The organism is Enterococcus alishanensis, assembly GCF_019218635.1.
Classification (GTDB): domain Bacteria; phylum Bacillota; class Bacilli; order Lactobacillales; family Enterococcaceae; genus Enterococcus_A; species Enterococcus_A alishanensis.
In genome coordinates this window covers 196638-209676 of the sequence record NZ_JAHUZB010000003.1, presented here as the reverse complement: position 1 = coordinate 209676, position 13039 = coordinate 196638, and the positions used below count along the sequence as shown (strand labels likewise).

Annotated in this window: 11 protein-coding genes; 3 read left to right on the top strand and 8 right to left on the bottom strand. The window is 35.3% G+C overall.

Annotated elements, in window-relative coordinates; all coding sequences use genetic code 11:
• Positions 1-5: 5 nt before the first annotated feature.
• From aspD to KUA55_RS07920, 5 genes are all read right to left on the bottom strand, one after another.
• Positions 6-1607: an aspartate 4-decarboxylase gene (gene aspD, locus KUA55_RS07940; RefSeq protein ID WP_218325665.1), complete on the bottom strand. Its 1602-nt coding sequence runs from the start codon at positions 1605-1607 to the stop codon at positions 6-8.
• A gap of 175 nt (positions 1608-1782) precedes the next feature.
• Positions 1783-2133 (bottom strand): MerR family transcriptional regulator, encoded by a 351-nt coding sequence (locus KUA55_RS07935; RefSeq protein WP_218325664.1) that lies wholly within the window; start codon positions 2131-2133, stop codon positions 1783-1785.
• A 370-nt stretch (positions 2134-2503) separates the two neighbouring features.
• Positions 2504-3184: a fructose-6-phosphate aldolase gene (locus tag KUA55_RS07930; RefSeq protein ID WP_218325663.1), complete on the bottom strand. Its 681-nt coding sequence runs from the start codon at positions 3182-3184 to the stop codon at positions 2504-2506.
• 11 nt (positions 3185-3195) lie between these two features.
• Positions 3196-5640 carry a glycyl radical protein gene (locus KUA55_RS07925; protein ID WP_218325662.1) on the bottom strand — a complete coding sequence of 815 codons (2445 nt, stop codon included), beginning with the start codon at positions 5638-5640 and terminating at the stop codon, positions 3196-3198.
• A gap of 115 nt (positions 5641-5755) precedes the next feature.
• Complete coding sequence (locus KUA55_RS07920) at positions 5756-6499, bottom strand: DeoR/GlpR family DNA-binding transcription regulator (protein ID WP_218325661.1); 744 nt, start codon at positions 6497-6499, stop codon at positions 5756-5758.
• A gap of 151 nt (positions 6500-6650) precedes the next feature.
• Here KUA55_RS07920 and KUA55_RS07915 point away from each other — a divergent pair, with 151 nt between their 5' ends.
• Both KUA55_RS07915 and KUA55_RS07910 read left to right on the top strand, forming a co-directional pair.
• Positions 6651-7421 carry a glycyl-radical enzyme activating protein gene (locus tag KUA55_RS07915; RefSeq protein ID WP_218325660.1) on the top strand — a complete coding sequence of 257 codons (771 nt, stop codon included), beginning with the start codon at positions 6651-6653 and terminating at the stop codon, positions 7419-7421.
• Positions 7422-7494: 73 nt separating this feature from the next.
• Positions 7495-8478 carry a hypothetical protein gene (locus KUA55_RS07910; protein WP_218325659.1) on the top strand — a complete coding sequence of 328 codons (984 nt, stop codon included), beginning with the start codon at positions 7495-7497 and terminating at the stop codon, positions 8476-8478.
• A 43-nt stretch (positions 8479-8521) separates the two neighbouring features.
• Here KUA55_RS07910 and KUA55_RS07905 read toward each other — a convergent pair whose 3' ends face one another.
• From KUA55_RS07905 to KUA55_RS07895, 3 genes are all read right to left on the bottom strand, one after another.
• On the bottom strand, positions 8522-9637 hold the full coding sequence (locus KUA55_RS07905; protein ID WP_218325658.1) for a tyrosine-type recombinase/integrase: 1116 nt from the start codon (positions 9635-9637) through the stop codon (positions 8522-8524).
• Between the two features lie 272 nt (positions 9638-9909).
• On the bottom strand, positions 9910-11364 hold the full coding sequence (locus tag KUA55_RS07900) for a helix-turn-helix domain-containing protein (protein ID WP_218325657.1): 1455 nt from the start codon (positions 11362-11364) through the stop codon (positions 9910-9912).
• Between the two features lie 74 nt (positions 11365-11438).
• Complete coding sequence (locus KUA55_RS07895; protein WP_218325656.1) at positions 11439-12020, bottom strand: alpha/beta hydrolase; 582 nt, start codon at positions 12018-12020, stop codon at positions 11439-11441.
• Positions 12021-12060: 40 nt separating this feature from the next.
• Here KUA55_RS07895 and KUA55_RS07890 point away from each other — a divergent pair, with 40 nt between their 5' ends.
• Positions 12061-13032 (top strand): VOC family protein, encoded by a 972-nt coding sequence (locus tag KUA55_RS07890; RefSeq protein WP_218325655.1) that lies wholly within the window; start codon positions 12061-12063, stop codon positions 13030-13032.
• Positions 13033-13039: the final 7 nt, after the last annotated feature.

The window sequence follows — 13039 nt, the reverse complement described above, 5'->3', positions numbered from 1 at the left end:
ATCCCCTATTTCTGTTTAGATTTTAGCCATTCATCTTTAATTTTTTCAGATAAACGAATAATTCTATCTCCAACTTCACTATACTGATTTGTTGCTAAATTGGCTAGTGAAATTCGTACTGACCAATCATCGCTACCGAAAGCATTGGCTTTTAAGAGCATCAATTGCTCATTTTGAGCTAGCGTTGTCAGAAATTTAGTAACATTCCAGCGTTGACTTAAATAATCGGAAAAATCTGTTCCGTAGCGTTTTTCTGTCCAATCTTTAAAATTGATTTCACAATAATAAGCAGTATTTAAAGCCGGTAATGGTTCTTCAATGCCCAATTTATCAAATAATAATTTTTCTCGTGTGTGACAAATTTCCATCACTTCTTCTTTATAAGCTTGTCCTTCATATAACAATGAATACAAACTAAACAAGGCCATCATCACTTGTTGGACTGAGGATAAACCGGCCGCATGATTCAACGCCACATCTCGACTATCAGCAACCAACCGATCGATAAAACTAGTCTCCTGTGGATGTTCATTTAATGAAAGATAACGCAATCTTAACTTTTCTTTCACCTCATTCGGCAACTCCTGCACCAACTTGTCAAAAATATTTTCTCTCGCCACAGCAATGGTACCAACTCGCCAGCCAGTTGCGCCAAAATATTTTGAATAGGAGTAAATACAAGCTGTATTAAAAGGTAACTCTGTAAACAGTGATCGGAATTCTGGGACAAAAGTTCCATAAACATCATCAGTTAAAATCATTAAATTGGGATTGTCATGAGCGACAATTCCTTTGATTTGATCAATCGTTGATTGACACATCGCATTTGCTGTTGGGTTACTAGGATTAACAACAAAAACCGCTTTGATTTGCGGGTCTTTCAAACGATCAATTTCTGCCGAACTATATTGATAAGTCGTCTTCCCTGATAAAATTGTTTGTTCTGCAAGAATTTTTTCCACTTCAAAATGGTATTGAGGCAGTTCAGGAATCTCTAAATAAGGTGCAAAAGTTGGTAGTAATAACGCAATTTTATCTCCCTTATTTAACAAATGGTTGTTAAATAAAGTATCAAATAAATAACAGATACCTGCTGTTCCACCTTCCACTGCAAAAATATCGAAAGGAACCGCTTGATTAGAAAACAACTCCTGATTTAAGTAATTTTTTATTGGTTCTTCACAAGCAGGTAAACAACGCACTGGGTTAGGATAGTTGTCCCCAATTAAATAATCCAAGATTTGATTTAACCACTGAGATTTTATTAAACCAAAATAATTTTCCTGACTATGCCAAATTTCTTTAAGAAAATCGCTGCCTTTTCCCGGATGAGTACTTAAAAATTTTTCAAAACGCTCATCTACATCATTGTCTTTTGAAATCATTCCAGCAGTTAGAACACCCTCTGTATTCAAGGTTTCCATTGTCGCGAATTGTCCTAACAAAAAGAAAGCCTCACGTGGCGTCGGAGCTGTCCAGTTGGGATTTCCTCTCCCAGCGTTTAATAACCTTTGCCGATTCTTTGGATCTTTACTAATTTCTTTTTCTAAAAATAAACTTAATTCAAAGGGACTCATTTGTTCAGTACAATTGTCTGTCATGGTCATAAAATCATCCTCACATTATTAAAAGTATATACCATATAGTATATACTAAATATAAATGAAAAGATTTCAAGTTTCCTAAGATAATTCTTACTCAACTGACCGAAATTATTAATACTTTGTAACCCTTTTCTATCCTATATCAAAAAAACTGATGCATCACTGCATCAGTTAAAATTTATTGAATGGCTTCATAATTAGCAATTTTATAATTTAATCGCTCCAATGTTTCGCCCATTTCCTGATAGCGTTCCATCAGTTGTTCTCTTTCCTTCTTTAGTATCTCTTTACGTTCTTCTTCAGTTCCTCTACCGATTTGATATAAATTAGTATAGTTAATTAATGAGTCAATCGATAAGCCAGCATTTCTCATGCATTTGATAAATTCAATCCAACCTAAATCTTCTTCTGAATAATCCCTTACACCACCACTTTTGCGATTAATCGGTGGGATTAATCCAACTTTTTCATAATAACGTAAAGTCACTGGCGTCAATTCAGACATTTCTGCTACTTTAGAGATATTCATGGCATTCACATTCCTTTTCTTAATCTTAACGTTAGCATAAAGCTTTTTAGTCATTTTGACCAATACTTATCTTGAATAACGATCTATGCTTTTTAGCTATGGTAGACAAAAAAATACCTAGCTCCTATTTCCGTAAGAGCTAGGGTTCAGAGAAGTGTATACCAAACTGTGGGAACAGCTTTTGGGGAAGTGTACTCTTCAAAAATGAAAGCGGTTATCTTGTTACAAACTTATTGTATCATACTTATTTTTATAAATCAAAAAGATTTAATATTTATAATTATTTTGACCAAACAAAACATTTCCCGAAATTGCAATATTTTCTGACAAGACAGCAATATTTCAAAAATATTATTTTAAATATTGAAAATTATAAATCGGCAATTGTTACATTTTCACCAAATATAGATGACCAATCTTTTGAAAAATCTGAAACAGCCTGATTGATTGATGGCATTGCGAAAGCTGCGGCCAAAATATCTGGTCCCATGGTAGCAGCTTGTGCCCCGCTTTCTAATGCGGCAGTCACTTGCCCAACATTTTTGAAACTAGCTGCTAAAATTTTGGATTTACTATTGGTGCGACTGATTTCTTCCGCCATCTCAAAAATTGCTTCTCTTGGATCAATATTCAAGTTTTCCATCCGATTGAAGTACGGTGCTAAATAATCTGCGCCTGCTGCGATTGCTAAATAAGCTTGCATTTTAGTATAAATCGCCGTTGCAGTCACATTGATTCCACGACGTTTCAGCTCTTTCATCGCTTGAATACCGGCTTCAGTAGTCGGTATTTTAATGTAGACTTGCTGATCAATTTTAGCTAAGATTGCTTCTGCATCCTTGATCATACCTTCATAATCTTCGGCAATTACTTGAACATGCAAAGTTTTGTCCGTTCCAATGATTTCCCGAATTTTTTTCATGTGATTGAAAAAATCAATTTTCCCTTCCTTTTTTATAATTGAAGGATTAGAGGTTACACCAGCGATTGGTAACGTCTGATTGTATTGCTGAATATCTTCTAAGTTAGCTGTGTCTAATAAAAATTTCATCTTATTCACTCCTATAAAGTATGTTCTGTTCGCGCAATAATATCATCTTGAGTGGCTTTTGATAATACATGGAAGAAAGCTGAATATCCGGCTACCCGCACGATTAAATCGCGGTGTTTTTCTGGATGAATTTGAGCATCAATTAAGGTTTCACGACTGACAACATTGTATTGAATATGATAGCCATGTAGCTTATTGAAAAATGCTCTCAATAACATAATTAATTTTTGTTTGTCACTTTCTTTAGCCAAAGTTTGCGGGTTGACTTTTTGATTCAGTAACACGCCGCCAATGATTTCTTCAGTAGGTAATTTGGCCACTGTTTTTAAAACGGCGGTTGGACCATTTTTATCCATATTATGCGTTGGTGAACAGCCCTCTGCTAGCGGCGTCCAAGCGTTTCGCCCATCTGGTGTCGCCATTGTTCCTTTTCCTTGTCCCACATTAGCAGAAATGGATGAGGTCCCAGAATAACGCACCCCACCAATTGGTCCACGACCATAACGAGTATTAGGATATTTCTTAACTTCTTCAATATAACTATCATAAGCTTTGGTTCCCAAACAATCAACCGCATCATCGTCATTGCCATATTTAGGGACATCATGAAGAATCATTTGTTGAATTTCTTGCCCTCGCTCTCCTTGATAATTATTCATTAAGGCTTCCCAAAGTTCGCTAGTTGTCATTTTTTGTTCTTCAAAAACCAATTGTTTAATTGCAGCTAATGAGTCAGATAAGTTAGCAATTCCTACCTGTAAACCAGAAATAAAGTCATAGATTGCGCCACCTTCTTTTAGCGTCTTTCCGCGGCCAATACAATCTTCTGTTAAAGTTGAACATAAAATATCTGGTACTTCTCGTTCTAACCCAAGATCAATCGCATTTTCAACAATTACACTCATCCGAGTCAATTCTCGCACCGTTTTATCCCAGGCTTCCGATAACTCTTCGTAGGATTTCATTTGACTAAAATGTCCATAGCCTTTGACAAATCGTTTGCCCGAAACTGGATCGATCCCATCATTCATGGCAATCATCAAAATTTTAGGGAAGTTCATATAACTCATGCCTGTACAACGATAGCCCCATTTTCCGGGAACAGCCGTTTCTACACAACCAATCGCACTATAATTGTAAGCATCCTCTTCTGAGACCCCGATATTTTTAAACGATGGAATAATCACTTCATCATTATTAAAGGCTGGCATGCCAAAACCAAGTTTCATCACTTCAATACATTCATTCATAAAGTCCTGCTCTAAACCCGCATGGTAACGAACAGATAAGTTCGGCTGCGGTAATTTCGTCTGAGCCACACTTTTTAATACTAAATAAGACATTTGGTTCACAGCATCTTTTTTGTCAGTGGTTTGTCCACCAATCGTCACGTTTTGATATAACGGACTGCCAGCTGATGAAAAAGTATGAGACTGGCTGCGGACCTTATTAACTGTCAACGTTTTAATCCATAAATTGGTTAACAGTTCAACAGCTGCTGCTTCAGTAATTTTTCCTTTTTCTAAATCATGCACCAAGTAAGGATTCATATATTGATCAAAACGACCGTAAGATAATGAATGACCATTAGATTCGATTTGTAAAATTAATTGAATAAACCATACCGCTTGAATCGCTTCATGAAATGTATCAGCTGGCTGATAAGGAACTTTGGCGGTAATGCGACTGATCTCTAATAATTCAGCACGACGCGCCGGATCTGTTTCTACTTCTGCTTTTTTAGCAGCTAATTTTGAAAAACGTTCTGCGTATGTTTTAACTGCATCAATAGTAATAAATACTGAATTATAAAAATGATACTTGTCAATGTTTTCTGGTTGGGTCAAATCTAACGCTGCTTTGGCTTCACGGGCTCGTTGTTCGTAGCCTTGGAGTCCAACTGCTAACATTTTTTGGTAATCGACAGCCAAATGGGCATCCCCTGAATTCATCTTACCTTCCATACCGAAGAAACCTGTTTCCATGAAAACATTTACTTCATCTGGTAATAAAGCACCTGCTCGCGCCCGTAGATTATTATTTTCCCAGAAGGGTGCAATCCTTCTAAGTTGTTCTTTTGTTTCCTCAGTAATATAAAAGACATCACCATCTCGTTGATCAAATAAATCAAGTTCATTCAAAACAAATTCTAAAGTATACTCTGGAAAAATCGGAGCATCTTTATTTCCGGAAGCTTGGTTACCGACAATTAAAGTTTCATCTTCAATATAAATCGACATATTTTCTAAAATATTCTGTAACATCAAAGCACGTTTCATCACTGCTGGTTGGTTTTGATGCTCTTGATAAGACTCAGTTGCTAATAAGGCCCGTTCAGCATCAATATAAGCTTTTTTTGTTAATACAGATTCACGGTAATTGTTCATACGTTCGGTTAAATAGCCAAAATGAGACGGATTTTCGACAGTTGGGTTTGTTTTTACTGCTGGATTCATTTTCTTCACTCATTTCATTTGAAATATTTTTATATTACTTTCGAAACTATGATAACATGTGAACAAACTTTTCGTCAATAAATATTTAAAAAAAAGACCAACCGCAATGGTTGGTTTAAACAGTTGATACGGTGATCTCTCTTTTAGTTAAAAACGTGACTACTTCATCAGTAATTCGTTGATCTGTAAAGACTTGGCTAATTTCATTAAAATCAAATTCTTTAATCACTCCAGACTGGTTAAACTTAGATGCATCAGTTAATATAATTGTTTCTTCAGCGGCGGTTGCCAATACTCGAGTCGTGTTGCAGCGAGTAATATCGCTACCAGTAAAACCTCTTTTCGGATCAAAGCCATCAATCCCGATAAATAAACGATCCACATGAAATTCGCTAACAATTCTTTCTACTAAAGGACCTACATTGACCTGAGATTCTTTTTGGTACTCTCCTCCTAATAAAACTATTTTAACTGAATCAGCTTTTCTTACATATGAAGCAATAAAACAAGAATTCGTAATAATCGTGATATCCTTTTTCCGATAAGCTAATTCTTCTGCTAATAAAGAACAAGTTGAGCCAGATTCAATCATTACAACGTCACCATCATTGACTAATTTAGCGGCTTCTTTGGCAATTTTTAATTTCAAATCGTAATTTTGTGCCAGTCTAAAATTAATATCATCACTATTATTTAATAAGGCAAAGCCGTGCTGGCGGTGAATAATTCCACGACTTTCTAATTTATCTAAATCTTTTCGAATCGTCACTTGAGAAACATTTAATTGTTCTGCCAATTGATTCACTTGTATTTTTTTTTCTTGACTGACAATCGCAATAATCTCTTCTTCTCTAGACATTTAATCCCTCATTTCTGCTTCATTAGCATAACACAAAAAATTTAGAGGAACAAATTTTCACAACAAGTTAGTTTCATTTGAAACTTTTATTGTTTACGAATAGGTTTTTATTTGCTAAAATGAAGTTGAACTTTGGAAGGAGTCCTGACAAATGGAACCAGCTTGTATTTTTAATATTCAAAAATTTAGCATCCACGACGGTCCTGGTATTCGAACAGTTGTTTTTTTCAAAGGATGCCCATTAAGTTGTTATTGGTGTGCCAATCCTGAATCACAAAATGGTCGCCCAGAAAAAATGTGGGACCAATCTAAAAAAGCTTTTACTACAGTGGGAGAATACAAATCAATTGAAGAAATTATTGTTGAAGTAATGAAGGATGAAGTTTTTTATGAAGAATCTGGCGGAGGTGTTACCTTATCTGGTGGTGAAGTATTGTACCAAGCCAACTTTGCCACGGAACTTTTGCGCCAATTAAAGGAAAAAAATATCCATACTGCTAGTGAAACAACTGGCTTCGCGCGATTTGAAGTTTTTCAAAAATTTATCGCTCAAGTTGACTTATTGTATTTTGATGTCAAGCATCATGATGAAGCGGCTCACAAGGCCGGTGTTGGCGTATCATTACAACCTATTTTAAAAAACTTGGCTGAAGCAGTTGCTCATCACCCTCATTTGATTGTCAGAATTCCGGTGATTCCCCAATATAATGATGGCGAAGAGAATGCCCAAAAATTCGCCGAACTTTTTCAAGACATGCAGATTAAACAAGTTGAGTTACTGCCCTTCCATCAATTTGGCGAAAAAAAATACCAGTATTTAGATCGCTCTTATCAAATGCACGATGTACCGCAAATTCAACCAGAAGAATTGGTTTACTTTCAAGAGATTATGGAAGCTCACGGGATTAATTGTCATATCTAATAAAAATATTCGTTCATCCTTGTTTAGTTTATGGTACATTTAAGGTAAGAAAAACTGAACAGGATGTGAGATGATGAAGAAAAGGCTGCTTTTTTTAATGAGTTTGTTGGCTCTGTTTACATTAAGCGCTTGTGGGAATCGCGCAGAAACAACAGAGAGTACAACTACAATTAGTTCTTCTCAAATAGATATCGATACTTATGTAAAACGTGCGCAAAAGTTTTACAATCAAAAAAAATATAAACAAGCGATTAAAGCCTTGCAAAGTGCATTGAATCACGACGGTGCTAATAAAAATCGGATTCGAAAAGACATTAAAGGAATAAAATTACTCCAAGAAGTTATCCAATTACAAGACGACAATCAAACAGACGAAATCAAAGACACGATTGAGCGTTCCAACTTGTTATTGGATAAAAAAAATATGGCTTTCAAACGTTTGAAAAATATTTATGATGGCCTAGAAACCGTTACCAGCTCTTCTAAAGTGACTAAAACATCGGAAACAACTACGTCTGATGCCACAGGTAATGATTTGGCGGCTAGCTTTAGTTTGAGCAATGGTGGGGCTGATTCTACTTCTAACGTTAGTATTACTGTCACCAATCAAACCAATAAAGCCATTCGAGTAAATTCTGGACAATTTGGCTTTATTTATGCAGATAAAACTTATGGCGCCGATACAATCGGTGCAAACTATCAAGAAAGTCGCGAACTAGTGGCGGGAGCAACAACGACTTTTAGTAATGTCTTCTCAAATTTTGGCGATCAGCGGGCGCTTTATGGTTTCACTGTGACTTATGCTGGCCAAAATATTATTAACCAACCATCACAAGTTCCTGCGGGCGACACAATTCGAGCAGATATTGTCAACCGCTTAAATCAAGCAGAAGCAGATGCTATACAATACCAGCAACAAATTGCAGCTGAAGGCGGCGATCCAAATAGTGTGCAAAGTACTCCAGCAGCTGTTAACTTTGCAGCCACAAATTTAATGACGGAATATTCAGACTACCAAGATTTTATTACCGAAACTCTTCGTGGAATGGGCTATTAGTCAAAAAGATGTCACTAGTAAATTTTACTAATGGCGTCTTTTTTTATTGTAATGATTTCTCCATTTTTGCCAACGTTTTTCGCCGTTCATCAAATAATGAATCAGCATAAATATCCAATGTCATCTGGGTAGAAGCGTGACCCAAAATTGCACTAACTGACATTATATCAGCCTTTGATTCTAAACAACGAGTTGCAAAAGTGTGACGAAGTTGGTGGAACGTAATGTGTTCTAGGTCTGCTGTTCTTCTGATTTTATGAAAATAGTAGGTTAGCAGTCTTGGATCATAGGGTTTTGGAGAATTGGAAAAAATAAATTCGTGGATTGGTGTTTGTTTTTTATATTTAAGCAACTCGGCTTTTAATTGTGAACTAATTGGAATTTCTCTAAGAGACGAGAGTGTTTTAGGTGTAGAAATCGTCAAATTTGTTTTTTTATTCCCTTGTTTTGGTGAGTTTACTCGAGTAATTGTATGTCGGACAAATATTTTATTGTCGCTAAAATCAATATCCTGCCAGTGTAAAGCCGCTATTTCACCGATACGCATACCCGTTCGCAAGGCAAGTAAAACTGCAAAACTAGGTAAGGCGCCATCGCTTTTCACTACCATTTCCAATTTCTTTTGTTCCCAACGGCTTAATGCATGAATATTATTAGCTTTAGCCTTGGGAAAAACTATTTTTTGGTAAGGTGACTGAAGTAATATTTCACTTACTACTGCAGCAGTTAAGCATCTTTTTAAGATTCCAAACGTGACCCGCAAGGTACTAGTAGAGCGGCCTTCCCGCTGTAATTGATTAACCAATGTCTGAATTGTTGCGTTAGATAACTCGTTTAATTCCAGCTCTCCCAGGTAAGGAATAATATATTGATTCATTTTAAATACATAGCTATCTCTTGTGGAAGGTTTTAAATATTCTTTGTTTTCATTCAGCCAAATTTCAATCCACTCGATTAGCTTCATCTGATTATCATCATCAGAAGCTTTCGGCTTTTGATAACGAGTGGATTGCGTCTTTAGTTTTTCTTTCACTTGTTGAAAAGTTGGACCATAAATATAGCCGTATTTTATTTTCCCTGCTTCAGTTCTATCTTTGATATAGCGCCCTTCCCAGCGACCATCTTTTCTCCTATAAATATTTTCCCCTATTTGTGTCATGGAATATCCTCCTTAAATACTATCGGAATAAAATTTTAAAAAAACACTCCGTATCTTTACAATAATTTGTAATTTTTATCAATCCATTATTTTTTAATCAAGCATCGGTATAAAAAAAACAAAATGATTACCTTTTTAGAGACATTTTCTCATTTATTCATTATAAACATTTTTATGCCCTGAGGTTCTCAATAAATCGTAAAAAAAAACAAAAAGTGATTATCTTTTTTCTGATTTTTTAAATAACAAAAAAGGTGTATAGCATTCACTTGCTACACACCTTCTAATTTATTCTCATAATGAGTCTTAATAAATTGACTCAATTCTTGTCGGTCAACATTTAACCCAAAAACTAGGGACAACAAAATATAGATTCTTTCTGAGGGTATACCTTCAAAATCTCGATTGCTGTCTGATAAAATCACATCAAAGCTTTTCCCCTCTTCATAGCGCATGATTTTCAGATTTACTGTCCATTCGATACTGGATAAAATATTTCTTATTTTTTCTTCGGTAATAAAATCATCCCAACCAGTATTGTAGGCAACTGTCAAAGAAAAACCAGTTGCTTTAATATTATTTTCTAATAAAGCACCAAAATATTTCGCCATCATTTGCCCATTGCCTTGAGAATCGATCTGCAATCTTTTTTCAACCACTTTCATCGCTGCGTCTACTCTTTTTTTCACTGGTTGACTGGTACTTTTCATTTCGTATTGGAAAATATCGATGAATCCTGGAAAATAGTAACCCCACAAGTTAATTTTAAAAATGGTCATATCTAACAGTTCTTTTAGCAAACTAGTCCGTTGAATCATTAAATTTTCCCATAATTTTTCAGAGACTTCGTCATTAGTCACTTTTAATGCCGTTAAGTAATCAATGTTCTTTTGATATAATTCTAAAAATTTGTCTTTGTTTTCATAAATTTCAGTCGTCACAAACAAGAATAATTGATAGGAAATTGTTTCTTGTTCATCCCAAAAAATACCGTTATTTTTGTAATGGGACTCGAGAATACTTTCAAGCCCAGTAATAATTTTTGGCGGATATTTTTTTTCCAAAGAAACTGACTGATCTGATATTTGTCTATTTTCAAATCTTTTCTTAGTAACATAAAACCAGATACTCTGTTTAATTTCTTCTTGCTCAGACAATACAAAATTTAAATCTACTCTAAGTTGTTGTATCAGATTACCGCTGTACCCTAAATAAAGCTCTTTTTTTTGTTGGTAGTCTTTACTGTACCAGATTAGAAGATAGTAAAAATATCTGATTTGCAGCTCAGTTCCATGCACTTTCCCCCCTGCAATCGTCAATTCAAACTCTTTTAATATTTGGTTTAACTGTCGAATCTTTCGAATCACTGTTGCCACTGAGGTATTTAAATCTGTGCTCATTATGTCTAATTGGTATTCCCCATGTAATAATATGTATATCAAAATTTCATAACTTAATGAATGTTGTAAAAAATAGTGATTAATTTCAGTATTTGAAAGTTTTCCAAAAGATTTAATATGATAATAACCGTTGATTTTCTCCATTGAGATTTTCGCATTGACAGTTTTTTCATACGCTTTAAGCTGGATTAAGTCTTCTTTTACTGTATCTCGCGAAACATGTAAAGCTTGGCATAGTTGGCTTGTTGTGTATGGACGACGTAATAACAAATCCAATGCCTGCAACTGTCTCTTTTCATAATTATTCAATAAGTCTCGCAGTAGCATTTTCCACTCACCTTTTTATCTATAGAAAAAGTGTAAAACTTTCTAGTCTTACACTTTTAAGTAGTTGTCCTATTTTATTTAAAATATTTCTTTAACCTGGTAATTTCTTCCGCTTCTAATCCATGCCCACCATCAACAATCAATAATTCGACATCAGTAAAATGATTTTCCAACTGTTTTTCTAACTTCACCAAATCTCCAGCTAAACTTAACTCATCTTGTGAACCTGTTGTTAATAAAATACGGGGTGTCTCTCTTAGCCCAACAAATTGATAATTCAAATCGCTCGGGTGCAGTAAAATCACGGTGTCCGCAATCGCTGGGTTCTTCTCTAATAAACCTAAAATATAGTTGGCACCATTAGAATAACCGATAAAAATAATTTCTTCATAGTCGGTTGTCTCAATCTGAGGCCATTCATTTTCAATAAATTCAAGGGTGCGACCATCAAATTCTGTACGATCTAGTTGCCCATTTTTAGTGGGAGCAAAAAAACGGCGATTTTCAGCCTTACCCACGTTACCTAGGAAACTAACTAAGCTCGCTTCAGGAAATAACGCTGCCGTAGTAGTTAACAATTGGTACTGGTTACCGCCGGTTCCGTGAAAAGCGACAATTAGTTGTTTATTGGTGCCTTTTTGAAAAAAATATGTCATGATAAGATTACCTCCAATTATTTGTGAAAGGACTGTTTGTATGTCTGTAAAAATTCATCATATTTCAATTATTAATCGTTATGTAAAACCTACTTTCAACTTTTATCATAATCTATTAGGATTGAAACTGCTAATAAAAACGATCAATCAAGATGATCACAGTATGTACCACCTCTTTTTCTCCGATGACCAACAACGAGTCGGTACTGAGTTAACTTTTTTTGAGATTTCTGAAGGAAAAGAACAATCTTTTGGTACCAATACTTTGGAACGAACTGTTTTAAAAGTACCCTCTGTTGAATCTTTAAAATTTTGGGAAAATTACTTAGAAGAGCATGACGTTTGCCAATATGGTATTGAAGAATTTAATGGTGCACCAATTCTACGCTTTGATGCGCCAGATAATACTCAAATGGCTTTGGTTGCCTTAAAAGATTTTGAAAGTCGTGAAAACTTTTTCCCTTACGATAGTGGCATCATCCCTATAGAGCACGCAATCGTTGGCATCGGAGCTATTCAGATGCGCGTTCAATATGCCGAAGCCACCAAAACAGAATTACTGCAAGCTGGTTGGGAAGAAATTAATCGTACCAAATTCTTCACTAGCCAAAACGAAGTAATTATCTTAGGTAACCAAAACAGTCACTTCTATCAAGAAGTACACATCATCCAAGATATCAAAAATGAAATTGCTGTGCAAGGTATCGGTGGCATTCACCATGTCGCTTTTGGTGTCGAAAATTTAGCAGAGCTTGAAGCGATTGATCAGCAAATTCAAGCCAAGAATTTTCGTAATTCTGGAGTAAAAGACCGAGAATTTTTCAAATCTATATATTATCGTGAGCCCAATCAATTATTAATTGAGATTGCCACGGCTGAAGGCAGTATCGATCCATCTGCCTATGAAAATCAAAGTACTCATTTTGAAGATATTCCTTTATATTTGCCCCATTATCTAAGTGATATTAGAGCACAAACTGAAGCTACATTGGCCGAACAAAGACACGAATAAAAAGCTG